Consider the following 24,302-nt stretch of genomic DNA (forward strand, 5'->3'; position numbering starts at 1 on the left):
TGCTGAACTCTTCATAATTTGTTGCACAGTTTAACGGGCTTACCGGGCTGAGGAAACGTAAAAAGGGTGCTGTGTTGCGTTAGCAGGAAAGTGTTAGACTAGGGGATTAAGATGATTTTCAGAGACCTGACGGATTTCCCCCCGCGAGGAGTGTGGTTGCACCATGGCAAAAAATAAAAAACGTGGCTTTTTTTCCTGGCTGGGATTAGGACGCGAAGAAAAAGCGCCGCAGGAAGAGACGAAAGACACGTCCGACGACAGGCTATCTCCGGCTGAAGAGACGTCCGCGCATGACGGTTCTCCCCCGCCTGAAGCAGAACAGCGTGCTGATGAGACGGTCGCGATCACTGAGGAAGTGGCGCATCGGCAGGCGGAACACCCTGAATCCGTCCAGCCTTCGGTGCTGGTCGAGCCGCGTGAAGACGCCACCCTGACTCAGGATAGCCCTCTGGCGGTAGAAAACCGGCCCGGAGAACGCGCTGAGATCCAGCCCGAGCCGGAAGCCGTGCTGCTGCCGGAAGAGCGCGCTGAGATCCAGCCCGAGCCAGTCGTACCGGAAGACTCGATCGCTGCGGCGCTGGCAAAAGTTGAGAACATCGAACACACCGAGCAGGAGCGCCCCAGCAAAGAGGGCTTTTTTGCGCGTCTGAAGCGTAGCCTGGTTAAAACGCGGCAGAATCTGGGATCGGGCTTTATCAGCCTGTTCCGGGGTAAGAAGATTGATGACGATCTGTTTGAAGAGCTGGAGGAGCAGCTGCTGATTGCCGATGTGGGGGTTGAAACGACCCGTCGGATTATCGGTAACCTCACCGCTCAGGCCAACCGCAGGCAGCTTCGCGATGCCGAAGCGCTTTATGGCCTGTTAAAGCAGGAGATGGCCGAAATTCTGTCGAAGGTTGAAGCACCGCTGGATGTCGGCACGAAGTCGCCGTTTGTCATCCTGATGGTTGGCGTGAATGGCGTGGGTAAAACCACCACCATCGGCAAGCTGGCGCGCCAGTATCAGGCTGAAGGGAAATCGGTCATGCTGGCCGCTGGCGACACTTTCAGGGCGGCAGCCGTTGAACAGCTCCAGGTGTGGGGCGAGCGTAATCATATCCCGGTGATTGCCCAGCAGACCGGTGCCGATTCCGCTTCAGTTATCTTTGACGCAATTCAGGCGGCCAAAGCCCGCCACGTTGACGTGCTGATTGCGGATACCGCAGGTCGCCTGCAAAATAAATCGCACCTGATGGAAGAGTTAAAGAAAATCACCCGGGTGATGAAGAAGCTCGACGAGCAGGCACCGCATGAGGTGATGCTGACCATCGATGCCAGCACCGGACAGAATGCTATCAGCCAGACCCGACTCTTCCACGAGGCGGTTGGGCTGACGGGTATTACGCTTACCAAGCTGGACGGCACCGCAAAGGGTGGCGTTATCTTCTCGGTGGCGGATCAGTTCAACATTCCCATTCGCTATATAGGCGTAGGTGAAGGTATTGAAGATTTGCGATCGTTTAAGGCAGACGATTTTATTGAGGCACTTTTTGCCCGAGAGGACTAATTAGGATGATTCGCTTTGAAGAGGTCAGTAAGGCTTATCTCGGCGGTCGGCAAGCGCTTCAGGGGGTAGATTTTCATCTGCGTCCGGGTGAGATGGCGTTTCTGACCGGGCATTCGGGGGCGGGGAAAAGTACGCTGCTGAAACTTATTTGCGGCATTGAACGCCCCAGCGCCGGGCATATCTGGTTCAGCGGGCATGATATCAGCCGTCTGAAAAGCAGCGAAGTCCCCTTCCTGCGGCGCCAGATTGGGATGATATTTCAGGATCACCACCTGCTGATGGACCGCTCGGTCTATGACAACGTGGCGATCCCGCTGATTATTGCCGGGGCGAGCGGCGAAGATATCCGCCGCCGCGTGTCGGCTGCGCTGGATAAAGTGGGCCTGCTGGACAAAGCGAAGAGTTATCCCATCCAGCTTTCTGGCGGTGAACAGCAGCGGGTAGGCATTGCCCGTGCGGTGGTGAATAAGCCTGCCGTTTTGCTGGCCGACGAGCCTACCGGAAACCTGGATGATGCGCTGTCGGAAGACATCCTGCGTCTGTTTGAAGAGTTTAACCGCGTTGGCGTCACGGTGCTGATGGCCACCCATGATCAGGCTCTGATTGCCCGGCGTAATTACCGGCTGATGAGGCTTAATCAGGGACGTTTACACGGAGGTCAGAGTGGTCAATAAACGCAATACCCGCGCGCCAGCGCCAAAAACCACGAAGACAAAACAGCCCTCTAAAAGCCAGGCGTTAAAAGGAGGGTGGCAGGAGCAGTGGCGTTATGCGCTGCGCGGCTCGCTGTCGGACATGTGGCGTCAGCCGCTGGCCACGCTGCTTACGGTGATGGTGATCGCTATCTCACTCACTCTGCCGAGCGTATGTTTTATGGTGTGGAAAAACGTCAGCCAGGCCGCTGAACAGTGGTATCCCGCGCCGCAGCTGACCGTCTATCTGAGTAAGACGCTGGATGACGACGCCGCAGAAAACGTGGTGGCCCAGCTGAAGAAAGAGGACGGCGTGGACAAGGTGAATTATTTGTCACGCGAAGAGGCGATGGGCGAGTTTCGTAACTGGTCAGGCTTTGGCGGTGCAATGGATATGCTGGAGCAAAACCCGCTCCCGGCGGTGGCGATTATCACGCCTAAGCTAAATTTCCAGAACTCAGACACCATGAATAATCTGCGCGATCGCGTGGCGAAGGTACAGGGTATCGACGAAGTGAAAATGGACGATAGCTGGTTTGCCCGGCTGGCGGCGCTGACCGGTCTGGTAGGGCAGGTTGCGGCGATGATTGGGGTGCTGATGATCGTTGCGGTGTTTCTGGTTATCGGTAACAGCGTGCGGCTCAGTATTTTTGCCCGTCGCGACACCATTAATGTGCAGAAGCTGATCGGTGCGACCGACGGGTTCATCCTGCGGCCTTTCCTGTATGGCGGAGCCCTGCTGGGCTTTACCGGGGCGCTACTGTCGCTGGTGCTGTCGGAGGTGCTGGTCTTTCGTCTGGAGTCCGTCGTGACGCAGGTTGCCGCCGTGTTTGGCACGACCTTTGATCTGCACGGCCTGGCCTGGGATGAGAGCCTGCTGCTGCTGCTGATCTCCGCTATGATTGGCTGGATTGCTGCCTGGCTCGCAACGGTACAACATTTACGTCGATTTACGCCGCAGTAACCCCTTTTCACGATTTTTTGTTATAATCTTCCTCTGCTGTTTGAGTAAGGCCGCAGGGGAAGAGAAGGTTTTAGCGCCTCCCTGCATCGGCTCCAGTCCTCCAGAAGCTGTGTTTACTTTATGCACACATGAAAGTGAACTTGTGGATAAGTTTGCAGTCGAAGTAGCACAGATTGCGTTAAAATAAGACCGGCGTTCACGTAGTCTGGTGAATTGTGCAGGGAATGGCACAGTAACAATGCTTAATACAGAGAGGGTTTGAATGACCAAAGAAATGCAAACTTTAGCTATTGCTCCTTTAGGCAACCTGGATTCCTACATCCGGGCCGCCAATGCCTGGCCTATGCTGACGGCAGAAGAGGAAAAAGCGCTGGCTGAACGGCTGCATTACCAGGGCGATCTGGATGCGGCTAAGACGCTGATCCTGTCTCACCTGCGCTTTGTTGTTCATGTTGCCCGTAACTATTCGGGCTACGGCCTGCCGCAGGCTGACCTGATTCAGGAAGGCAATATTGGCCTGATGAAAGCCGTACGCCGCTTTAACCCGGAAGTGGGCGTGCGTCTGGTCTCCTTTGCCGTTCACTGGATCAAAGCTGAGATCCATGAGTACGTGCTGCGTAACTGGCGTATCGTCAAGGTTGCGACCACTAAGGCACAGCGCAAGCTGTTCTTTAACCTGCGTAAGGCTAAGCAGCGTTTAGGCTGGTTCAACCAGGAAGAGGTTGAAATGGTAGCCCGTGAGTTGGGTGTTTCCAGCAAAGACGTACTGGAAATGGAGTCGCGTATGGCGGCTCAGGATATGACCTTTGACCCAACGCCTGATGACGAAGGTGAAGGCCGCTCAATGGCGCCGATGCTCTATCTGCAGGATAAGTCATCTGACTTTGCCGGTGGCATTGAAGAGGACAACTGGGATGCGCACGCGGCTGATAAGCTGAGCGATGCCATGCTGGGCCTGGATGAGCGTAGTCAGGACATTATTCGTGCCCGCTGGCTCGACGATGATAATAAAACCACGCTCCAGGAGCTGGCCGATAAATACGGCGTTTCTGCCGAGCGCGTGCGTCAGCTTGAAAAGAACGCCATGAAGAAACTGCGCGTGGCTATCGAAGCCTGAGAAGCGTAGCCTGGAACATCCGCGCTAAGCGAATCATCGCCCCGCCAGGGGCGATGATCTGGCCCCGCTCTCAGAGCGTAAACTTCTCCAACACTCCTTTAATGCTTCTTAATCACTCCATACCTTCATTATTTAGCCCCCTGACATGTATGAGTAGCATATCGTACGACGCTTTCACCCTTTTTTAACGTACAGGGTTGTCTGCGAAAGTCACTGACGCACCTGTCGTTAAAGGGGGATTGTCTGACGCTGCTAACCGCGAAGGCAAATCCAGCCATCCCCGGCACGTACAAAGCCTCCCTGCTGCATAAAGACCGCAATAATCTCTGAATCGGTATCATGAGTGTCTGCCATCCACCACTGCGTCACCGCCGGATTCTGCGCCAGAGTGTCGGCCAGCAGGTAGCTTCCCACCCCGCGACGACGCGTTACCTCACGCACCGTAAACGCCTCCAGTTCACCTCGCGTGCCTTTAATCGTCAGCCTGACCGCAGCGAGCAGGCGCTCATTGAACGTGGCGGCGTATAGCTGATGTTGATCATTCAGCCACTCCTCAAGCGCATCCAGCGAGGTACCGGGCCATATTTTCCCCAGGTCCAGTCGGTCCTGCGCAGATAAGTGGTGCAGTCTGATAATGGTAAGTTTCATAATTCTGATCGGATCAAAGTGAAAGGCCTGGTTTATCTAAAACGCCTGTCAGAAGACGGTTAACTTTCGTCATTCAGAAAACGAAGCATTCGCTCTGCGACGCGCGACTTCAGTAGAGATTAGCATAAATAATCGCCGGAAAGGCAGCATAATGCGCTGAATAATTGCTCACTATGCCACCGCTTCTGCCAGTGAAAGTGCCTGTTAAGGGCAGAGTTTTCTTAATATGTCAGTTGCGTTGAAGAAGAAAACTCCTGTTTAATGGACTGATAATAAAGAGTTATTAATAAAAATGGCCTGAAATCTCCTAACGCCTTATTCCTAAAGCGTTTTACGTAGATGCGATGGCTATAAAAACAGCAAACACAACAGGCGGGGTAGTTGAGGATGAAAATCATGAAAGGTAGCGCGCTGCTGGCAGGATGCATTGCGCTGGCAATGAGTCAGGTGGCGGTAGCGAAAGAGATTAAAGTAGCTATTGTCGGAGCCATGTCGGGTCCGGTTGCGCAGTATGGGGATATGGAGTTCACCGGCGCGAAGCAGGCCATCGCAGACATCAATGCAAAAGGCGGCGTCAACGGCGACAAGCTGGTTGGCGTTGAATATGACGACGCCTGCGACCCGAAACAGGCCGTGGCCGTAGCTAACAAAGTGATTAACGACGGCATTCACTACGTGATAGGCCACATCTGCTCCTCTTCCACCCAGCCTGCGTCGGATATCTACGAAGATGAGGGCGTGCTGATGATCACGCCTGCGGCAACCAATGCCGAGCTGACCACCCGCGGCTATAAAATGATTATGCGCACCACCGGGCTGGATTCCGATCAGGGGCCAACTGCAGCGAAATATATACTCAGCGTAGTTAAACCGCAGCGCATCGCCGTTATCCACGATAAGCAGCAGTATGGCGAAGGCCTGGCGCGCGCCGTGCAGAACAGCCTGAAAAAATCCGGCGGCAACGTGTTGATGTTTGAAGGGATCACCGCAGGGGATAAAGATTTTTCCACCCTGGTCGCCCGCCTGAAAAAAGAGAACGTCGATTTTGTCTATTTTGGCGGCTACTATCCTGAAATGGGGCAGATCCTGCGCCAGTCTCGCGCTGCCGGTCTGAAAACGCAGTTTATGGGGCCTGAGGGCGTCGGCAACTCCTCGCTGTCGAATATCGCGGGTGCGGCTTCCGAAGGGATGCTGGTTACGCTGCCGAAGCGCTACGATCAGGTGCCAGCTAACAAGCCGATTGTTGATGCGCTGAAGGCGAAAAAACTCGACGCGACCGGTCCCTTCGTCTGGACTACCTATGCTGCGCTACAGGCGCTGACTACCGGGATGACGCGCAGTAAGAGCGCAGAACCGGCGGACATCGCTAAAAATCTGAAGGAGGGGGCGCCCGTGCCGACGGTGATGGGCGATCTGAGCTGGGATGCGAAAGGGGATCTCAAAGGGTTCGAGTTTGGCCTGTTCCAATGGCATGCTGACGGCTCCTCCACGGCGGTGAAATAAAACCGGCGGCTGGCCAGTACATCGGCCAGCCAGTTCAGATGCCAGGCGTTTTTTATTCTCTCCGCCGACGCGGGAAGAAGTAAGGTAATCAGGTATGTCCGAGCAGCTCCTCTATTTTTTGCAACAGATGTTCAACGGTGTGACGCTGGGTAGCACCTACGCGCTGATCGCCATTGGCTATACCATGGTGTATGGCATCATCGGGATGATCAACTTCGCTCATGGCGAGGTTTACATGATTGGCAGCTACGTCTCCTTTATTGTGATTGCTGCGCTAATGATGATGGGTATCGACGTCGGCTGGATGCTGATTGGTGCTGGTTTTATCGTCGCCATCGTAATAGCCAGCGCATACGGCTGGAGCATCGAACGCGTAGCCTACCGTCCGGTACGAGCCTCAAAAAGGCTGATCGCGCTGATCTCCGCTATCGGTATGTCCATTTTCCTGCAAAATTACGTCAGCCTTACTCAGGGTTCGCGTGACCTTGCGCTGCCGGGCCTGATAACCGGGCAGTGGACGCTGGGCGAAAGTAACGGCTTTTCGGCCACTCTCTCAACGATGCAGGTCGTTATCTGGCTGGTCACCTTCGTGGCGATGCTGGCGCTGACGCTGTTTATCCGCTATTCCCGGATGGGACGTGCCTGCCGCGCCTGTGCCGAAGATTTGAAAATGGCCAGCCTGCTGGGCATTAATACCGACCGGATTATCTCCCTGACGTTTGTTATCGGAGCGGCAATGGCGGCGGTGGCGGGCGTGCTGCTCGGCCAGTTTTATGGCGTCATTAATCCTTACATCGGCTTTATGGCCGGGATGAAAGCATTTACCGCTGCGGTACTGGGCGGAATAGGGAGTATTCCAGGGGCCATGGTCGGTGGGCTGATCCTCGGTATTGCCGAAGCGCTCACCTCGGCTTATCTCAGCACGGAATATAAGGATGTGGTCTCTTTCGCGTTGCTGATCGTGGTGCTGCTGGTCATGCCGACCGGTATCCTGGGGCGTCCGGAGGTGGAAAAAGTATGAAACACCTCAATCTGCTCAACGCTCTGGCCTCCGCTGCGATGCTGGTGGTGCTGGCCGCTTTTTTTATGGGGATGCGCCTGGATCTGGACGGTACCCGGCTGGTGGTCAATAACGCCGGGAGCGTACGCTGGAACTGGATAGCGGTCGGCGGTGCGGTGGTCTTCTTCTTTCAGCTGCTGCGTCCACTGCTACAGCACGGGCTGAAAAAGGTCTCTACGCCGTCTCTGGTACTGCCGGGGATCGACGGTTCAACGCGAAAACAGCAGCTGTTTATGCTGCTGCTGCTAATTGCCGCCATTGCCTGGCCCTTCCTGGTGACGCGCGGCACGGTGGATATCGCCACGCTGACGCTGATTTATGTGATGCTGGGTCTGGGGCTGAACGTGGTGGTGGGCCTGTCAGGCCTGCTGGTTCTGGGCTATGGCGGCTTTTATGCCATCGGTGCCTACACGTTCGCGCTGCTTAATCACTATTACGCACTGAGCTTCTGGGAATGTCTGCCGCTGGCCGGGGTAGTGACGGCACTGTTCGGACTGCTGCTTGGCTTCCCGGTACTGCGGCTACGCGGGGATTATCTGGCGATAGTGACGCTCGGCTTTGGGGAAATCGTCCGTATTTTGCTGCTCAACAATACTGAGATAACCGGCGGCCCTAACGGTATCAGCCAGATCCCTAAACCAACGCTGTTCGGTCTGGAGTTTAACCGCAGCGTACGCGATGGCGGCTGGGATACCTTCCATCATTTCTTTGGTCTGAAATACGATCCGAGCGACCGCATCATCTTTCTCTATATGGTGGCGCTACTGCTGGTGGTGCTGACGCTGTTCGTGATTAACCGGCTGCTGCGGATGCCGCTGGGCCGCGCCTGGGAAGCGCTGCGCGAGGATGAAATCGCCTGTCGCTCCCTGGGGCTAAACCCAACGCACATCAAGCTGACCGCCTTTACCATCAGCGCGGCCTTTGCCGGATTTGCCGGTAGCCTGTTCGCCGCCCGCCAGGGGTTTGTCAGCCCGGAATCCTTCACCTTTGCGGAATCTGCCTTCGTGCTGGCTATCGTGGTACTGGGCGGGATGGGATCGCAGTTCGCGGTGATCCTCGCGGCCGTTCTGCTGGTCGTTTCGCGTGAACTGATGCGCGATCTGAATGAGTACAGCATGCTGGTGCTCGGCGGGCTGATGGTGCTGATGATGATCTGGCGTCCTCAGGGTTTGCTGCCGATGAAGCGACCGCATCTCAAGCTGAAAAGCGTGGAAAAAGGAGATGTCGTATGACGCCGGTATTGTCCGTAAGCGGCCTGATGATGCGCTTTGGTGGCCTGCTTGCCGTAAACAATGTCGGGCTGGAGCTGGGCCCACAGGAGATCGTTTCGCTGATTGGTCCAAACGGTGCGGGTAAAACCACCGTCTTTAACTGCCTGACCGGCTTTTATCGGCCTACGGGCGGCAGCATCAGGCTGCGCGACCGCGAGCTGGCGGGCCTGGCGGGGCAGAAAATTGCCCGGATGGGCATCGTCCGAACCTTCCAGCACGTACGCCTGTTCCGTGAGATGACGGTAATTGAAAACCTGCTGGTCGCCCAGCATCAACATTTGAAAAGCGGGGTATTTGCCGGCCTGTTAAAAACGCCCGCCTTCCGTCGTGCGGAGAGCGAGGCGCTGGACAGAGCGGCGACGTGGCTTGAACGCGTCGGCCTGCTGGCGCTCGCCAATCGTCAGGCGGGTAATCTCGCCTACGGTCAGCAGCGCCGGCTGGAGATTGCCCGCTGTATGGTTACCCGGCCGGAAATATTGATGCTGGATGAGCCCGCCGCGGGGCTGAACCCAAAGGAAACGCATGAGCTGGACGCGCTCATCGCCGAGCTGCGAGGTGAACATAAGGTGTCGGTACTGTTGATTGAACACGATATGAAACTGGTGATGGGCATTTCCGATCGAATTTATGTGGTTAATCAGGGAACGCCGCTGGCGAACGGTACGCCAGAGGAAATCCGTAACAACCCGGATGTGATCCGCGCTTACTTAGGGGAGGCATAGGGTGAATCCGATGCTATCTCTGCAAAATGTCAGTGCCCACTACGGTAAAATCCAGGCGCTGCACGACGTGAGCCTGCACATTAATCAGGGCGAGATCGTCACGCTTATCGGCGCAAACGGGGCAGGTAAAACTACGCTGTTGGGCACGCTGTGCGGCGAGCCACGCGCCACCGCAGGCACCCTCATTTTTGATGATAAGGTCATAACCGGCTGGCAGACCGCGCGTATTATGCGCGAGGCGATTGCCATTGTGCCGGAGGGAAGACGCGTCTTCGCCCGCATGACGGTGGAGGAAAATCTGGCGATGGGCGGTTTTTTTGCGGCTCGCCAGCAGTATCAGACCCTGATTGCGCGCGTCTATGCACTCTTCCCGCGGTTGTATGAACGCCGGGCGCAGCGTGCGGGAACCATGTCGGGCGGCGAGCAGCAGATGCTGGCGATTGGCCGGGCGCTAATGAGCCAGCCGCGTCTGCTGCTGCTGGACGAGCCCTCTCTTGGGCTTGCGCCTATTATCATCCAGCAGATCTTCGACACCATCGAACAGCTGCGGCAGGAGGGCATGACGATTTTCCTCGTTGAGCAAAACGCTAATCAGGCGCTAAAGCTGGCCGATCGCGGCTACGTGCTGGAGAACGGGCGCGTGGTGCTGGAGGACAGCGGCGATGCCCTGCTGGCCAACGAGGCGGTCAGAAGCGCCTATCTCGGAGGCTGATTAGCCCGTCACTCGGAGGCCAGCCAGCAGACAGGCCCTTATTTCAGCATAGCCTGTCACTCCGGCAGGTTATATCACGCGCCACCCTGCTGTCACCTCATCATCATTATACCGTTATTTTTCTGTCATTTTTCCATGTCATGTTACCTGCCGGATACCTTTAGTGCGCGCTATTGCGCACCTTACCCCGGGAACAGGAAACCACATGTCATCACGATCATTTCGTCATACTGCACTCAGCATGTTGATGGGGCTGACCCTCAGCGGACAGGCGTTAGCCGTGACCGAGATCCCTTTCTGGCATTCGATGCAGGGCGATCTGGGCGTAGAGGTCGATTCACTGGCTAAGCGTTTTAACGAATCGCACCCGGACTATAAAATTGTCCCGACCTGGAAAGGCAACTATGAACAGAGCCTGGCGGCGGGTATTGCTGCGGTGCGCTCGGGCAAGGCCCCGGCGATCCTGCAGGTCTACGAAGTGGGAACCGCAACAATGATGGCGTCGAAAGCGATTGTCCCGGTCTATGACGTCTTTAAAAATGCCGGGATCCCCTTTGATGAGAAACAGTTTGTACCCACCCTTGCCGCTTACTACAGCGATGCCAAAACGGGCCATCTGGTATCACAACCGTTCAACAGCTCCACGCCGGTACTCTATTACAATAAAGATGCGTTCAAAAAGGCCGGCCTGAACCCGGACCAGCCGCCCGCTACCTGGCAGGCGTTACAGCAGGATGCCGCCGCGCTGCGTAAAGCGGGCATCACCTGCGGATACGCCAGCGGATGGCAGGGATGGATTCAGATTGAAAACTTCAGCGCCTGGCACGGCCTGCCGGTAGCGACTAAAAATAACGGCTTTGACGGTACCGATACCGCGCTGGAGTTTAATCAACCCGCTCAGGTGCGGCATATCGCCATGCTGGAAGAGATGAGCAAAAAGGGTGAGTTCTGCTACTTTGGCCGCAAAGATGAGTCCACGGCTAAATTCTATAACGGCGACTGCGGCATCACGACCGCCTCGTCCGGCTCGCTGGCGGATATCCGCCATTATGCCCGCTTTAACTACGGCACAGGCATGATGCCTTACGATGCCGCCGTTCCCAATGCCCCGCAGAACGCTATGATCGGCGGGGCCAGCCTGTGGGTCATGAAGGGGAAGGATGCTGATACCTATAAAGGGGTTGCTGAATTTATGCAGTTCCTGGCTCAGCCGGAAGTCGCTGCGGAATGGCATCAGAAAACCGGCTATCTGCCGATTACCACGGCGGCATGGGAACTGACCCGCCAGCAGGGTTTCTATGACAAAAACCCCGGAACCGAAACTGCTATCCGCCAGATGCTCAACAAACCGCCGCTGCCGTTTACCCGGGGAATGCGTCTGGGCAACATGCCGCAGATCCGCACCCTGATTGATGAGGAGCTGGAAGGGGTCTGGACGGGCCAGAAAACGCCACAGGCCGCGCTGGATAATGCGGTATTACGCGGGAATCAGCTGCTGCGTCGTTTTGAACAGACGGCCAGGTAGTCGCCGCCTCCGCCCGCGCCTGGGTGCGGGCATTCAGTGCCCCTTTTAGAGTTAACGCTATGTCTTCTCCTCGCCCCGTATTCCATTCCTGCTGGCTGCCTTATTTACTGGTGCTGCCGCAACTGCTGATAACGCTAGTCTTCTTCCTCTGGCCTGCGGGGGAAGCACTTTGGTATTCGGTACAGAATGTCGATCCTTTCGGCAATGCCAGCACTTTCGTTGGTCTGGAAAACTTTCGCCGTCTGATCGGTGACGACGGCTACCTCGCGTCATTCTCAACCACGCTAATTTTTAGCGGCCTGGTGACGGCTATCGGTCTGACGGTATCGCTGTTCTTCGCCGCGCTGGTGAACCACATCCTGTGCCTGAAGCGCCTCTGGCAGACGCTCTTTCTGCTGCCTTATGCAGTGGCACCGGCCGTAGCAGCGGTGCTGTGGATGTTTTTATTCAGTCCCGGCCAGGGTGTGGTGAGCTGGCTGTTGGGGCAGGTCGGCTATGACTGGAACCACGCGCAAAATAGCGGACAGGCGATGTTTCTGGTGGTGCTGGCCTCCGTCTGGCAGCAGATGAGCTACAACTTTTTGTTTTTCTTTGCCGCGCTACAGTCGATCCCCTCGTCGCTGAATGAAGCGGCTGCCATTGATGGCGCGGGCCCGATAAGGCGATTTTTTCAGCTCTCCCTCCCGCTGATTACGCCCGTCGGCTTTTTCCTGATGGTGGTGAACCTCGTCTTTGCCTTCTTCGACACCTTCCCGGTGATTGACGCCGCAACGGGAGGGGGTCCGGTACAGTCCACCACGACCCTGATTTATAAAATCTATCGTGAAGGATTTGCCGGTCTCGACCTCTCTTCCTCCTCTGCGCAGTCGGTGGTGTTGATGGTACTGGTGATTATGTTGACGGTGATTCAGTTCCGCTACGTTGAGAAAAAGGTGCGCTATCAATGATTGAGAATCGACGCGGGCTGACAATTTTTAGCCATATTATGCTGGTTCTGGGCGTGCTGGCGATACTGTTCCCGCTTTATGTGGCCTTTGTTGCCGCCACGCTTAACAGTAGTGAGGTTTTTCAGGTGCCGATGACCCTGATCCCCGGACAGCACCTCTGGAGAAACATTGTCGAAATCTGGCATAACGGCGTGGCGCAGAACAGCGCGCCCTTTGGCGTCATGCTGATGAACAGCGCCATTATGGCGCTAAGCATTACTGCCGGAAAAATCACGGTTTCAATGCTTTCGGCCTTCGCGCTGGTGTGGTTTCGCTTCCCGCTGCGCGGTCTGTTTTTCTGGATGATTTTTATCACGCTCATGCTGCCCGTTGAGGTGCGCATATTTCCGACGGTGGAGGTGATCGCCCGGCTGGATATGCTCGACAGCTACCAGGGGCTGACGCTGCCGCTGATGGCGTCGGCCACCGCGACCTTCCTGTTTCGTCAGTTCTTTATGACGCTCCCCGATGAGCTGGTTGAGGCAGCACGCATTGACGGTGCCAGTCCGATGCGTTTTTTCCGTGACATCGTGCTGCCGCTGTCGAAAACCAACCTGGCGGCGCTGTTTGTGATGACCTTTATCTACGGCTGGAACCAATATATGTGGCCGCTACTGATCGTTAACGATACCCATCTCGGGACAGCCGTGGCGGGCATTCGCAGCATGATTGGCAATGGGGATGGCGCGACGCACTGGAACCTGGTGATGGCAGCGATGTTGCTAACCATGTTGCCGCCCATCGCCGTGGTTTTACTGATGCAGCGCGCTTTTGTGCGCGGACTGGTTGAAAGAGAGAAATAAATAATGGCAGAAGTCAGCATTCAGGCTGTAACCAAATCCTATGATGGTAAAAACCCGGTCATTCAGCCGCTGAACGTGACCATCCATGACGGCGAATTTATGGTGATGGTGGGGCCTTCCGGCTGCGGTAAATCGACTCTGCTGCGCATGGTTGCAGGACTGGAACGGGTCAGCAGCGGCGATATATATATCGACGGCCAGCGCGTTACCAATCGGGAGCCGAAAGACCGGGGTATTGCGATGGTCTTTCAAAACTATGCGCTTTATCCACATATGAGCGTCGGGGAGAATATGGCATACAGTCTGAAAATCCGCGGCATGGGCAAAGCGCATATACGCCAGCGCGTACTCGAAACGGCTCGCAGTCTGGAGCTTGAGGCGCTACTGGACCGCCGTCCACGAGAGCTTTCCGGCGGGCAGCGTCAGCGGGTAGCGATGGGACGGGCCATCGTCCGCGAGCCTGCCGTGTTCCTTTTTGATGAGCCTTTATCCAACCTGGATGCCCGGCTACGCGTGCAGATGCGGCTGGAGCTACAGCTGCTTCATCGTCGTCTGAATACGACCAGCCTGTATGTAACGCACGATCAGGTCGAAGCCATGACCCTGGCGCAGCGGGTGATGGTAATGAATAACGGCGTACTGGAGCAACTGGGCACGCCGGTAGAGATCTACGAGCGCCCGGCAACGCGCTTTGTCGCCAGTTTTATCGGCGCGCCAGCGATGAACCTGCTGGAAGGAGTGATCGATGCGTCAGGGACGCAGCTGGTGATGTCAGGTGATTTTTCCCTTCCGCTGGTGGAACAGAAAAGTGGCTGGGCAGGGCGTGCATTGACGCTGGGTATCCGCCCGGAGCATATTAAGCTCTCTACGGCATCGGCAGGTGGCCTGCCGATGGTGGTGGAGTCGCTGGAGATGCTGGGGGCAGATAATCTTGCCCATGGTCGATGGGCGGGTAGCCGTGTGATAGCCCGTCTGCCGCATGATCGGCGGCCTGTGCCGGGCAGCACGCTCTGGCTTCATCTGACGCCTGACGCGCTTCATTTCTTTGATACCAGTAACGGACAACGACTCGCATGACGTATGACATCTGGCCCTACCCTCACATTGTCGCCCACCGCGGGGGCGGTAAGCTGGCCCCGGAAAATACCTTAGCCGGTATCGATACGGCGGCCAGGCTGGGGCACAAAATGATTGAGTTTGATGCAAAGCTGTCGCTGGATGGCGAAATATTTCTGCTCCACGATGACACGCTGGACCGCACAAGTAATGGCTGGGGCCTCGCGGGGCAGCTTCCGTGGGAAAAACTTTTGCGGCTGGATGTCGGCAGCAGGTTTAGCAAGGCTTTTGCTCGTGAACGGCTGCCGCTTATGGCGGAGGTTGCTGAGCGCTGCGCGAAATATCAGATGATGGCGAATATCGAGATCAAACCGACGATCGGCCTTGACGCTGAAACAGGTCATGCGGTGGCGGTGGCGGCGCGTGACTTCTGGCATACGCAGATCCCACCGCTGCTCTCCTCATTTTCCACTCAGGCGCTGGAAGCGGCAAAGCAGGCCGCACCCGAACTTCCCCGGGGCTTACTTTTGCATGAGTGGCGCGAGGACTGGCTCTCACTGATACAGGATCTTGACTGCATCTCCATTCATCTTAATCACAAAATTCTGGATGAAGCGCGGGTCGCGGTTTTGAAAACGGCGGGGCTGCGCGTACTGGTGTATACGGTGAATAGCCCCGAACGGGCGAGAACGCTGCTGAAGTGGGGGGTAGATGCGATTTGTACCGATCGTATCGATCTGCTGGGACCTGATTTTAGCTGACCCTTTTATTACAGGGGTCTGCCAGGGCGGACGGCAGGCCCGTCGATGATCGATTGTGGCTACCCCTTCTTTACAGGCCGTCTTTATTACGTTCGGCGTGAAGTCTTCATTATTTTCGCGGTCATGAATGGAGGGGATGGGGGATTGTATAATATTAAATATCCAGAGCATATTCACGGCAATAAAAGATAAATATCCTTTCAACTTTCAACTTTCAACTTTCAACTTTCAACTTTATTACCTTAAATTTAACACTTTTTTCTTTCTCTTTCCCTTGAGGTGAATATTGGTATAACTTTCGTTTCCTGATATTAACTAATAGTTTCCGGTTAATATTTTTCACACAGGGTGGGTGATAATATTATGGCTATTCATAGCCAGAGGCGACCCGTCCGTGAAAGAGAAAACAAGTACTCCCATGCCCCACGATGCTATATTCCGCCAGTTTTTGGCGCAGCCGGAAATTGCCCGTGATTTTATTGAAACCCATCTTCCGGTAGCGCTGCGCGAACTCTGCGATCTCAACACGCTGAAGCTGGAGTCGGGTTCATTTGTTGAGGATGATCTTCGCCAGTATTTCAGCGATGTACTCTACAGCCTGAAAACGGTGGCGGGTGACGGGTATATCCATGTCCTGATTGAGCATCAGTCCACGCCGGATAAACATATGGCATTCAGGCTACTACGTTACGCGGTGGCAGCAATGCAGCGCCATCTTGAAGCTGGCAACCCCAACCTGCCGCTGGTGATACCGATATTGTTCTATGCGGGTAAACGCAGTCCCTATCCTTATTCCACCAACTGGCTGCAGGAATTTTCTGATCCGCAACGGGCAGGTAAACTCTATAGCAGTGATTTTCCGCTGGTTGACGTCACGGTTATTCCGGACGAGGAGATAGCCGGCCACCGCAGTATGGCCGCCCTGACCCTGCTGCAAAAGCACATTCATCAACGTGATATGGCGGAGCTGACTGACAGACTGGCTGCAATTCTGCTGGCCGGATATCTTTCTTCAACGCAGGTAGTATCGCTGATACACTATATCGTACAGGCAGGCGAATCGTCAGATGCAGAAGCCTTTATATGTGGACTGGCACAGCGGGTGCCGCAACACGGAGAAGTACTGATGACCATTGCACAACAGATTGAAAAGAAAGGCATTAAAACGGGTCTGGAACAAGGTCTGGAACAGGGTCTCCAGCTTGGGAGAGAAGAAGGGCGTTTTGAAGGTGAGCGTAAAGCTACGCTGAAAATCGCAATGGCCATGCTGCAGAATGGAATAGATCGCAATACCGTGATGAAAATGACCGGACTTTCAGAAGACGAACTGGCTAAAATTCAACATTGATCGGCCTTATTAGCTATGTTTATCTGATTAGTCGGGGCGCTGCCGGATAACCTAAATGCGTCACATCGGCCTGACGGAAGAAATGAAAGTTTTTACACCGTTGCCGGCGAAAATAACAGGAGTATCTGCACAAAAATATATTCCCGGCAGATACTCCATCGATATTAGTTGCTGTTCTGCTGCACCGGAGGTTGAGTATTGCTTCCCGGCTGCGATTTTAAAATGCGCTGCGAAGCGCTGTTACGCTGCTCCTGAACTTTACGCTGAAGATCCTGACTCTGGCGCTGCTGATCGGCCTGCAGCTTGAGCTGCTGCTGAGCCTGCTGCGTCTGCATCTCCGACTGAACGCGCTGCGTACTGGGATTATACCCCGGCTGGTTCGGGTCGTTAGTGTTGTTGAGCATGTTTGCCATGCTGCTTAGCGGTGCCAGTGCGGCAAAAATGATTAGCCATTTCATAAAACGCCCTCCTTGTTTCGATACCTGATTATATCCCAGACATACCTGCGTCACTCCAGGAGTTGACTGATTTAGACGAGACTTCGCCTTTTCTGTTATTTCGTGCACACTTAGCCTGGGTAAATAAACGTAAATAATAATGTTAAGGGGTATTAATGAGCAGACAGGGCATGATGGGGCGGTTCGCAGGCTCGCTGATAGTAAGTGTGTTATTTCTGCAGGGCGCAACGGCCGCCCCCGCGGCGGCGCCGGTTTCCTATGGGGTGGAAGCGGATACATTCCATCCGGTGAAAGAGCAGAACGGGATGGTGGCGTCGGTTGATGCCCTTGCGACCCAGGTCGGCGTGGACATTCTTAAGCAGGGTGGTAATGCCGTTGATGCCGCCGTTGCCGTAGGTTATGCGCTGGCGGTGACTCATCCTCAGGCTGGCAACCTTGGCGGCGGCGGGTTTATGCTGCTGCGTACCGCCTCCGGGCACACCACTGCCATTGATTTTCGCGAAATGGCACCGACCCGTGCCAGCCGCGATATGTTCCTGGATGCACAGGGGAATGCCGACAGTAAAAAATCGCTGACTTCCCACCTGGCCTCCGGCGTTCCCGGTACGGTTGCAGGCCTGGCGCTGGCAAATAAAGAGTACGGTACGCTGCCGCTCAGCCGCCTGATCGCACCGGCCATTACGTTAGCCAGCAAAGGAATAGTCGTGGACGAAGCGCTGGCAGACGATCTTAACGTCTATGGCAAAGAGGTATTGATAGATCATCCAAACAGTAAGGCAATCTTTTACCGCCCCGATGGAAACCCCTGGAAGCGGGGCGAAACGCTGGTACAGCGGGATCTTGCCCACAGCCTGACATTGATTGCGAAGCAGGGACCAGAGGCCTTTTATAAAGGTAAAATAGCTGACCAGATCGCCAGTGAAATGGCGGCCCACGGCGGCCTGATTGGTAAGGCGGATCTGGCTAACTACCGGGCCATCGAACGCAAGCCCATCAGCGGCACCTACCGTGGATATGAAGTCTATTCCATGCCGCCGCCGTCGTCTGGCGGGATCCATATCGTGCAAATCCTCAACATTCTCGAAAACTTTGATTTGGCGAAAATGGGCTTCGGAAGCGCAGATGCAATGCAGGTAATGGCCGAAGCGGAAAAATACGCCTACGCTGACCGCTCTGAATATCTCGGCGATCCCGATTTCGTTAAGGTGCCGTGGCAGGCGCTGACCAGCAAAGATTATGCGAAATCGCTGGCGCAGAAAATTGATATCAGTAAGGCCCGGCCTTCCTCGGAGATTAAGCCGGGCAAGCTGGCCCCTTACGAGAGCAACCAGACCACCCACTTCTCTGTAGTGGACAAGCAGGGGAACGCAGTGGCTGTCACTTACACCCTGAACACCTATTTTGGCAGCGGGATCGTCGCAGGCAGCAGTGGCATCCTGATGAATAACGAGATGGATGACTTCTCCGCTAAACCGGGAACACCGAACGTTTATGGCCTGGTTGGCGGTGAAGCCAATGCCGTACAGCCGTACAAACGACCGCTATCATCCATGTCCCCCACCATCATCGCGAAGGGAGGGAAAACCTGGCTGGTGACCGGCAGCCCTGGGGGCAGCCGCATCATTACCACCGTGCTGCAAATGGTCGTGAACAGCATTGATTTCGGTATGAACGTTGCCGAAGCGACTAATGCACCACGATTCCACCACCAGTGGCTGCCGGATCAGCTGCGCGTGGAGAAAGGGTTTAGCCCTGATACGTTGAAGCTGCTGGAAGCCAGAGGACAGCATGTGAAAGTCATGCCCACGATGGGCAGTACCCAGAGCATTATGATCGGCCCGGACGGTATGCTCTATGGCGCATCCGATCCGCGCGCGATTGATGACCTGACGGCCGGGTATTAACTTTATTTCGGCCGGATGACGTGCTTATTTCTGCCAAATGGGTACGTCTGACCAACAGCGGCGGCGTCCGTATTGCCACCGCTGCTCTTTACCTCACTGGCAGAATGAGAAGCGACCCGAAGGGCTTACTCCTTCAGGCGGGCCATATAGAGGGCATCGGTCTGTCGACCATTGCGTACGGCGAACCGTCGTGCAAGCCCTTCAGTTTCAAAACCAAAATGCTGATACAGCGCGATCGCCCGGGCGTTATCCGCAAACACCGTCAGCTCAATACGATCGACGCTCAGCCAGTTATCGCAGAGATTAATCATCTCCTGCATTAATGCCCGTGCAACTCCCTTCCCACGATGATGAAAATCCACGCACAGGCCAAAGGTAGCAGAATGGCGACGCCGCGCCCGCTGGTAAACCTCCAGGGTGAGATCGCCCACGACCTGACCATCAATACAGGCCACAAGCCGCTGCGTACCAGCAGGCGTGTTTTCGACGCGTTCCTGCCACAGCCTGAGTGAGGGATGAGGGGTTTGCAGCGTGTCGGCATAGGTTTCCGGCTGGCTCAGGATGCGATGCAGGGCGGCGGCATCGCTACTCAGCGCATGGCGAATCACAATCTCACTCATTTTATCTCCTTATTTAAACGGGCAATCCCCTTAAACATCAGGGGCATTGACAATAAAATCAAGGAAAAAACTTTACAGACGCGAATGATAATGATTATTATTGTCATGCGTTTTCGACATGGGCTTCACGGACCGGTCGGAAAAGCACGACATTGCTCACATTGCTTCCGGTATTACTTAGCCAGCTCGGGTGCTGGCTTTTTTTTGCCCGTCATTCCTCCACGTCAAAATGTCTGATAATTGCTGCTTTTCTCTGTCGAATTATTTGAACAGAGAAGACAATTTTCTCCGCTATCATCCTGTTCATAACCGGTCCAGACTGGCTTAAAATATTGAAGAGGATTGAATATGATTTATATACGTAAGGCGCAGGAGCGCGGCCACGCTAACCACGGCTGGCTGGACAGCTATCACACTTTCTCATTCGCTAACTACTATGACGCTGATTTTATGGGCTTTTCGGCACTGCGGGTTATTAACGAAGATGTCATCGATGCCGGACAGGGTTTTGGGACCCATCCGCACAAAGATATGGAGATCCTCACCTACGTGCTCTCCGGTACCGTTGAGCATCAGGACAGCATGGGCAATAAAGAGCAGATCCCGGCGGGTGAATTCCAGATTATGAGTGCCGGTACCGGCGTACGTCACTCTGAATACAACGCCAGTAAAGAGGTGCCGTTGCACCTGTATCAGATCTGGATCATCCCGCAGGAAACCGGCATTGAACCGCGATATGCCCAGCGCCGGTTCGATGACGTACAGGGGCGTCAGCTGGTGCTGTCACCGGACGCACGCGACGGTTCGCTAAAGGTTTTCCAGGACATGACGCTCTCTCGCTGGGCACTGAAACCGGGTGAGCAGGGGAGTGTTACGGTAGACGCGGGTCGCCGCATCTGGATCCAGGTGGTCAGGGGGGATGTCACCGTTAACGGCGCAGCGGCATCTACCAGTGATGCGTTTGCCATCTGGGATGAGGAACTGCTGAACATCAATGCCGCCAGCGAGGCTGAAATCCTGCTGTTCGATCTCCCTCCTGTCTGATCCGTCACACTTTGGGCGTGGTTATCCGCGCCCTGCACCGTTTCTCCTCCAGTTTTGTTACACTCACCCTATCTCCCTCCACGACCTGATATAGCCATGAAGAAAAAAAGACCGGTGCTACAGGATGTTGCCGATCGCGTGGGCATCACCAAAATGACCGTGAGCCGCTATCTGCGCAACCCTGAGCAGGTTTCCACTGCTCTGCAAATCCGCATTGCTGAAGCGCTGGATGAGCTGGGCTACATTCCCAACCGGGCGCCGGATATCCTTTCAAACGCCACCAGCAGGGCGATAGGCGTACTGCTGCCTTCGCTGACTAACCAGGTATTCGCCGATGTACTGCGCGGTATTGAATCGGTTACCGATGCGGCCGGTTATCAGACTATGCTGGGCCACTTCGGTTACAGCCCTGAAAAGGAAGAGCTACAAATACGCTCGCTGCTGGGCTGGAATATTGACGGCCTGATCCTGAGCGAACGCACCCATACCCCTGCAAGCCTGCGCATGATTGAAACGGCGGGCATACCAGTGCTGGAGATGATGGACTGTATCTCTCCCTGTGTGGATATGGCGGTAGGTTTTGACAACGTTGAAGCTGCGCGCCAGATGACGCAGGCCATTCTGCGTAAGGGGCACCGTAATACGGTCTATCTGGGCGCCCGGCTGGATGAGCGTACCCTGCTCAAGCATCAGGGCTATGAGCTGGCGATGCAGGAAGCCGGACTGACCCCGCGCAGCATAATGATGGAGGAGGCTTCATCGTTCTCGATGGGCGGACTGCTGTTGGAAGAGGCTCAGACACGCTATCCCGAGGTCGACAGCCTGTTTTGCACTAATGACGATCTGGCTGTCGGCGCAATGTTTGAATGCCAGCGGCAGGGGCTACGTGTACCGAAGGATATGGCGATTGCGGGTTTTCACGGACACGATATTACTCAGGTGGTCACCCCGCAATTAGCGACAGTCATGACCCCTCGCGAGGAGATGGGAAAGGCGTCAGCTGCGCTGCTGCTGGCGAGGATCCGCGGTGAACATACCGAAGCGGAACCGATAAATGTCGGCTTCACTCTTTTCGAAGGGGGTAGCATCTAGGCCCCGTCGCGTATCTTTCTGCCTGAAGGGCAGTCTTAAGCTGCCCAACTGCACGTCTGATTTTGCCTTTCATTAAGCTGGCCAACTCTCAGCCTGATTTTGCTGCCATTAAGCTGCTCAACTCCCAGCCTGATTTTGCCTGTCATTAAGCTGCTCAACTCCCGGCCTGATTTTGCCTGTCATTAAGCTGCCCGCCCGCGGCTTTGTTCCTTTGTGCGAAATTGTTCCTAAACTGTCAATTGTTTGAACCACTTCACAGATACCAGCTTTTTCCTTGCAAGCTGTTGCCCTGGCAGACGCGCCACCAGACAATGTTACCGATAACACCGTAAGGCTGATGGCACACCGCGAATCAGCTGGTCACGAGAATTACCTGCCGGAGCAACACACATGAAAACATCCCCTTCGTCCAATCACGTTTTTGTGCTGATGGGCGTATCCGGAAGCGGCAAATCTGCCGTTGCCAATGCCGTGGCGCACGAGTTGAAAGCAGCTTTCCTCGACGGTGATTTTCTTCACCCTCGCGCAAACATAGAAAAGATGTCAGAAGGACATCCGCTGAACGATGACGATCGTAAGCCCTGGCTGACGGCAATTAACGATGCGGCATTTGCGATGCAGCGTACCAATGCTGTCTCACTCATCGTGTGTTCTGCGCTGAAAAAGAGCTACCGGGACATTCTGCGCAAGGGTAATGAAAACCTTTCGTTTGTTTATCTGCGCGGAGATTTCGATACCATCGAATCGCGCCTGCGCGCGCGTAAAGGTCATTTCTTCAAGCCGCAGATGCTGGTGACGCAGTTCGCCACGCTGGAGGAGCCCGCAGGTGACGAGCACGACGTGCTGGTTGTAGACATTAACCAGACGCTGGATGAGGTTGTGGCTAACACCATTACCACCATCAACGGCGCAACCAATAAGACTCAATAGGCTGCCATGGCTACTGCAACGCTGGTATTAACTGCGGCAGGCTCCGTATTGCTGCTGCTGTTTCTGGTCATGAAAGCGCGGATGCACGCCTTCGTGGCGCTGATGTTAGTTTCGGTGGGGGCCGGTCTGTTTTCCGGTATGCCGCTGGATAAAATTGCCGACACCATGCAAAAAGGCATGGGCGGCACGCTGGGCTTTCTGGCGATTGTGGTCGCGCTTGGCGCGATGTTCGGTAAAATTCTGCATGAGACCGGCGCGGTCGATCAGATAGCGATTAAGATGCTGAAAACCTTCGGTGAAAGCCGGGCGCATTACGCCATGGGGATCGCCGGACTGATCTGCGCGCTGCCGCTGTTTTTTGAAGTGGCTGTCGTCCTGTTGATAAGCATCGCCTTTGCGGTCGCGCGCCGTACCCAGGATAATCTGGTCAGGCTGGTGATCCCGCTGTTTGCCGGGGTAGCTGCGTCTGCTGCCTTTCTGCTGCCGGGGCCTGCACCGATGCTGCTGGCGTCGCAGATGCATGCGGACTTCGGCTGGATGATTATGCTGGGCCTGTGTGCAGCAATCCCGAGTATGCTGATTGCCGGGCCGCTGTTCGGCAGCTTTATCAGTCGTCGCGTTACCTTTTCGCTCCCCGCAGAAACCAGCCATCCTGAATTTGAAGAAAGCACGTTGCCCTCTTTTGGCTTTAGTCTTTCGCTGATCCTGTTTCCGCTGATTCTGGTCGGACTAAAGACCATCGGTGCGCGCTTCACCGAGCAGGGCAGTACGCTGTATGAGTGGCTGGAGTTTATTGGACATCCCTTTATTGCCATCCTGCTGGCCTGTCTGGTCGCTATCTATGGTCTGGCCTATCGTCAGGGAATGGATAAAGAGCGGGTGATGCAGATTTGCGGCAGTGCGCTACAGCCTGCGGGGATTATTCTGCTGGTGATTGGCGCGGGTGGCGTATTTAAGCAGGTGCTGGTGGATTCTGGCGTCGGCCCGGCGCTGGGGAATGCTCTGACCGGCGCCGGTCTGCCGGTGGCGCTGGCCTGCTTTATTCTTGCTGCCGCGGTGAGGATTATTCAGGGCTCAGCAACCGTTGCCTGTCTGACCGCCGTCGGTTTGATTATGCCGGTGATTGAGCCGTTGCATTATTCCGGCGCGCAGATGGCCGCTCTGTCTATTTGCATTGCCGGGGGGTCAATTGTGGTGAGTCACGTCAATGATGCCGGCTTCTGGCTCTTTGGCCGTTTTACCGGCGCAACGGAAGCGCAGACGCTAAAGACCTGGACGCTGATGGAAACCATTCTCGGCACCGTTGGTGCAGTGGTCGGCATGATTGCGTTTGAGATACTTTCCTGACGTCAGAGAGGGGGTGAACGGGGGCATTAGTCTGTTGCGCAGACGATGATATCTGCTGTTACGGTGAATAATCTCAGCGTTCGCAGGCCGGTCATAGAAGCTGCACTATTTGCTATGCCGGTGGACAATCCCAGCGTTTGCCGGGCGTCCTGCCCGCCAACCGCAGGCGATGCCGCTGAACTGTGCAGCCCGT

The 24,302-nt window shown here is 55.3% G+C and carries 23 protein-coding genes; 20 read left to right on the top strand and 3 right to left on the bottom strand.

What is annotated here, in order from left to right:
- The first annotated feature begins 163 nt into the window (after positions 1–163).
- From ftsY to rpoH, 4 genes are all read left to right on the top strand, one after another.
- Positions 164–1,546 (top strand): signal recognition particle-docking protein FtsY, encoded by a 1,383-nt coding sequence (gene ftsY, locus ACLRGG_RS06990; RefSeq protein WP_416249040.1) that lies wholly within the window; start codon positions 164–166, stop codon positions 1,544–1,546.
- Positions 1,547–1,551: 5 nt separating this feature from the next.
- Positions 1,552–2,220: a cell division ATP-binding protein FtsE gene (gene ftsE, locus ACLRGG_RS06995; protein WP_416249041.1), complete on the top strand. Its 669-nt coding sequence runs from the start codon at positions 1,552–1,554 to the stop codon at positions 2,218–2,220.
- Positions 2,210–3,202: a permease-like cell division protein FtsX gene (ftsX, locus tag ACLRGG_RS07000; protein WP_416249042.1), complete on the top strand. Its 993-nt coding sequence runs from the start codon at positions 2,210–2,212 to the stop codon at positions 3,200–3,202. The genes ftsE and ftsX overlap by 11 nt, the downstream gene beginning before the upstream one ends.
- 262 nt (positions 3,203–3,464) lie before the next feature.
- A complete protein-coding gene (gene rpoH, locus ACLRGG_RS07005; RefSeq protein ID WP_067699990.1) occupies positions 3,465–4,319 on the top strand; it encodes an RNA polymerase sigma factor RpoH in 855 nt (284 codons plus the stop codon).
- 252 nt (positions 4,320–4,571) lie between these two features.
- On the opposite strand, the gene panM is transcribed toward rpoH, so the two are convergent.
- Positions 4,572–4,967 carry an aspartate 1-decarboxylase autocleavage activator PanM gene (gene panM / locus ACLRGG_RS07010; protein ID WP_416249043.1) on the bottom strand — a complete coding sequence of 132 codons (396 nt, stop codon included), beginning with the start codon at positions 4,965–4,967 and terminating at the stop codon, positions 4,572–4,574.
- 387 nt (positions 4,968–5,354) lie between these two features.
- Between panM and ACLRGG_RS07015 the strand changes: the two genes are divergently transcribed.
- The 11 genes from ACLRGG_RS07015 to ACLRGG_RS07065 all read left to right on the top strand — a co-directional run bounded on the left by ACLRGG_RS07015 (position 5,355) and on the right by ACLRGG_RS07065 (position 16,714).
- Entirely contained in the window at positions 5,355–6,470 is a 1,116-nt protein-coding gene (locus ACLRGG_RS07015; protein WP_416249044.1) for a branched-chain amino acid ABC transporter substrate-binding protein, read from the top strand.
- Positions 6,471–6,564: 94 nt separating this feature from the next.
- Positions 6,565–7,491: a high-affinity branched-chain amino acid ABC transporter permease LivH gene (gene livH, locus ACLRGG_RS07020; protein ID WP_416249045.1), complete on the top strand. Its 927-nt coding sequence runs from the start codon at positions 6,565–6,567 to the stop codon at positions 7,489–7,491.
- A complete protein-coding gene (locus ACLRGG_RS07025; RefSeq protein WP_416249046.1) occupies positions 7,488–8,762 on the top strand; it encodes a high-affinity branched-chain amino acid ABC transporter permease LivM in 1,275 nt (424 codons plus the stop codon). The genes livH and ACLRGG_RS07025 overlap by 4 nt, the downstream gene beginning before the upstream one ends.
- Positions 8,759–9,523, top strand: coding sequence for a high-affinity branched-chain amino acid ABC transporter ATP-binding protein LivG (gene livG / locus ACLRGG_RS07030; RefSeq protein WP_416249047.1), 765 nt, complete (start codon positions 8,759–8,761; stop codon positions 9,521–9,523). Before ACLRGG_RS07025 ends, livG begins: the two co-directional genes overlap by 4 nt.
- Positions 9,524–9,533: 10 nt before the next feature.
- Complete coding sequence (livF, locus tag ACLRGG_RS07035) at positions 9,534–10,235, top strand: high-affinity branched-chain amino acid ABC transporter ATP-binding protein LivF (protein WP_416249048.1); 702 nt, start codon at positions 9,534–9,536, stop codon at positions 10,233–10,235.
- A gap of 205 nt (positions 10,236–10,440) precedes the next feature.
- Positions 10,441–11,760 (top strand): sn-glycerol-3-phosphate ABC transporter substrate-binding protein UgpB, encoded by a 1,320-nt coding sequence (ugpB, locus tag ACLRGG_RS07040; RefSeq protein WP_416249049.1) that lies wholly within the window; start codon positions 10,441–10,443, stop codon positions 11,758–11,760.
- Between the two features lie 59 nt (positions 11,761–11,819).
- Positions 11,820–12,707: a sn-glycerol-3-phosphate ABC transporter permease UgpA gene (ugpA, locus tag ACLRGG_RS07045; protein ID WP_416249050.1), complete on the top strand. Its 888-nt coding sequence runs from the start codon at positions 11,820–11,822 to the stop codon at positions 12,705–12,707.
- Complete coding sequence (gene ugpE / locus ACLRGG_RS07050; RefSeq protein ID WP_416249051.1) at positions 12,704–13,549, top strand: sn-glycerol-3-phosphate ABC transporter permease UgpE; 846 nt, start codon at positions 12,704–12,706, stop codon at positions 13,547–13,549. Before ugpA ends, ugpE begins: the two co-directional genes overlap by 4 nt.
- Before the next feature lie 3 nt (positions 13,550–13,552).
- Positions 13,553–14,626 carry a sn-glycerol-3-phosphate import ATP-binding protein UgpC gene (locus ACLRGG_RS07055; RefSeq protein WP_416249052.1) on the top strand — a complete coding sequence of 358 codons (1,074 nt, stop codon included), beginning with the start codon at positions 13,553–13,555 and terminating at the stop codon, positions 14,624–14,626.
- Positions 14,623–15,366, top strand: coding sequence for a glycerophosphodiester phosphodiesterase (ugpQ, locus tag ACLRGG_RS07060; protein ID WP_416249053.1), 744 nt, complete (start codon positions 14,623–14,625; stop codon positions 15,364–15,366). Before ACLRGG_RS07055 ends, ugpQ begins: the two co-directional genes overlap by 4 nt.
- Before the next feature lie 394 nt (positions 15,367–15,760).
- Entirely contained in the window at positions 15,761–16,714 is a 954-nt protein-coding gene (locus tag ACLRGG_RS07065) for an Rpn family recombination-promoting nuclease/putative transposase (protein WP_416249054.1), read from the top strand.
- Between the two features lie 164 nt (positions 16,715–16,878).
- On the opposite strand, the gene ACLRGG_RS07070 is transcribed toward ACLRGG_RS07065, so the two are convergent.
- Positions 16,879–17,172, bottom strand: a complete 294-nt coding sequence (locus ACLRGG_RS07070) for a DUF2756 domain-containing protein (RefSeq protein ID WP_416249055.1) — start codon at positions 17,170–17,172, stop codon at positions 16,879–16,881.
- Positions 17,173–17,342: 170 nt separating this feature from the next.
- Between ACLRGG_RS07070 and ggt the strand changes: the two genes are divergently transcribed.
- On the top strand, positions 17,343–19,076 hold the full coding sequence (ggt, locus tag ACLRGG_RS07075; protein ID WP_416249135.1) for a gamma-glutamyltransferase: 1,734 nt from the start codon (positions 17,343–17,345) through the stop codon (positions 19,074–19,076).
- Between the two features lie 125 nt (positions 19,077–19,201).
- On the opposite strand, the gene ACLRGG_RS07080 is transcribed toward ggt, so the two are convergent.
- On the bottom strand, positions 19,202–19,696 hold the full coding sequence (locus ACLRGG_RS07080) for a GNAT family N-acetyltransferase (protein ID WP_416249056.1): 495 nt from the start codon (positions 19,694–19,696) through the stop codon (positions 19,202–19,204).
- A 348-nt stretch (positions 19,697–20,044) separates the two neighbouring features.
- Between ACLRGG_RS07080 and ACLRGG_RS07085 the strand changes: the two genes are divergently transcribed.
- The 4 genes from ACLRGG_RS07085 to gntU all read left to right on the top strand — a co-directional run bounded on the left by ACLRGG_RS07085 (position 20,045) and on the right by gntU (position 24,109).
- Complete coding sequence (locus ACLRGG_RS07085) at positions 20,045–20,740, top strand: pirin family protein (protein WP_416249057.1); 696 nt, start codon at positions 20,045–20,047, stop codon at positions 20,738–20,740.
- A gap of 96 nt (positions 20,741–20,836) precedes the next feature.
- Positions 20,837–21,832 carry a gluconate operon transcriptional repressor GntR gene (gene gntR, locus ACLRGG_RS07090; RefSeq protein WP_416249058.1) on the top strand — a complete coding sequence of 332 codons (996 nt, stop codon included), beginning with the start codon at positions 20,837–20,839 and terminating at the stop codon, positions 21,830–21,832.
- Positions 21,833–22,222: 390 nt separating this feature from the next.
- Positions 22,223–22,762 carry a gluconokinase gene (gene gntK / locus ACLRGG_RS07095; RefSeq protein WP_416249059.1) on the top strand — a complete coding sequence of 180 codons (540 nt, stop codon included), beginning with the start codon at positions 22,223–22,225 and terminating at the stop codon, positions 22,760–22,762.
- Between the two features lie 6 nt (positions 22,763–22,768).
- Entirely contained in the window at positions 22,769–24,109 is a 1,341-nt protein-coding gene (gene gntU, locus ACLRGG_RS07100) for a gluconate transporter (protein ID WP_416249060.1), read from the top strand.
- Positions 24,110–24,302 lie beyond the last annotated feature (193 nt).

Origin of the sequence: Erwinia sp. PPS120, from assembly GCF_047918655.1 — a bacterium.
Taxonomy (GTDB): Bacteria; Pseudomonadota; Gammaproteobacteria; order Enterobacterales; family Enterobacteriaceae; genus Erwinia; species Erwinia tasmaniensis_A.

What these genes read in the sequence shown, in the direction of transcription:
- ftsY (WP_416249040.1), top strand. Translation starts at nt 164, where the DNA reads ATGGCAAAAAATAAAAAACGTGGCTTTTTTTCCTGGCTGGGATTAGGA.
- ftsE (WP_416249041.1), top strand. Translation starts at nt 1,552, where the DNA reads ATGATTCGCTTTGAAGAGGTCAGTAAGGCTTATCTCGGCGGTCGGCAA.
- rpoH (WP_067699990.1), top strand. Translation starts at nt 3,465, where the DNA reads ATGACCAAAGAAATGCAAACTTTAGCTATTGCTCCTTTAGGCAACCTG.
- panM (WP_416249043.1), bottom strand. Translation starts at nt 4,967, where the DNA reads ATGAAACTTACCATTATCAGACTGCACCACTTATCTGCGCAGGACCGA.
- ACLRGG_RS07015 (WP_416249044.1), top strand. Translation starts at nt 5,355, where the DNA reads ATGAAAATCATGAAAGGTAGCGCGCTGCTGGCAGGATGCATTGCGCTG.
- livH (WP_416249045.1), top strand. Translation starts at nt 6,565, where the DNA reads ATGTCCGAGCAGCTCCTCTATTTTTTGCAACAGATGTTCAACGGTGTG.
- ACLRGG_RS07025 (WP_416249046.1), top strand. Translation starts at nt 7,488, where the DNA reads ATGAAACACCTCAATCTGCTCAACGCTCTGGCCTCCGCTGCGATGCTG.
- livG (WP_416249047.1), top strand. Translation starts at nt 8,759, where the DNA reads ATGACGCCGGTATTGTCCGTAAGCGGCCTGATGATGCGCTTTGGTGGC.
- livF (WP_416249048.1), top strand. Translation starts at nt 9,534, where the DNA reads ATGCTATCTCTGCAAAATGTCAGTGCCCACTACGGTAAAATCCAGGCG.
- ugpB (WP_416249049.1), top strand. Translation starts at nt 10,441, where the DNA reads ATGTCATCACGATCATTTCGTCATACTGCACTCAGCATGTTGATGGGG.
- ugpA (WP_416249050.1), top strand. Translation starts at nt 11,820, where the DNA reads ATGTCTTCTCCTCGCCCCGTATTCCATTCCTGCTGGCTGCCTTATTTA.
- ugpE (WP_416249051.1), top strand. Translation starts at nt 12,704, where the DNA reads ATGATTGAGAATCGACGCGGGCTGACAATTTTTAGCCATATTATGCTG.
- ACLRGG_RS07055 (WP_416249052.1), top strand. Translation starts at nt 13,553, where the DNA reads ATGGCAGAAGTCAGCATTCAGGCTGTAACCAAATCCTATGATGGTAAA.
- ugpQ (WP_416249053.1), top strand. Translation starts at nt 14,623, where the DNA reads ATGACGTATGACATCTGGCCCTACCCTCACATTGTCGCCCACCGCGGG.
- ACLRGG_RS07070 (WP_416249055.1), bottom strand. Translation starts at nt 17,172, where the DNA reads ATGAAATGGCTAATCATTTTTGCCGCACTGGCACCGCTAAGCAGCATG.
- ggt (WP_416249135.1), top strand. Translation starts at nt 17,343, where the DNA reads ATGATGGGGCGGTTCGCAGGCTCGCTGATAGTAAGTGTGTTATTTCTG.
- ACLRGG_RS07080 (WP_416249056.1), bottom strand. Translation starts at nt 19,696, where the DNA reads ATGAGTGAGATTGTGATTCGCCATGCGCTGAGTAGCGATGCCGCCGCC.
- ACLRGG_RS07085 (WP_416249057.1), top strand. Translation starts at nt 20,045, where the DNA reads ATGATTTATATACGTAAGGCGCAGGAGCGCGGCCACGCTAACCACGGC.
- gntR (WP_416249058.1), top strand. Translation starts at nt 20,837, where the DNA reads ATGAAGAAAAAAAGACCGGTGCTACAGGATGTTGCCGATCGCGTGGGC.
- gntK (WP_416249059.1), top strand. Translation starts at nt 22,223, where the DNA reads ATGAAAACATCCCCTTCGTCCAATCACGTTTTTGTGCTGATGGGCGTA.
- gntU (WP_416249060.1), top strand. Translation starts at nt 22,769, where the DNA reads ATGGCTACTGCAACGCTGGTATTAACTGCGGCAGGCTCCGTATTGCTG.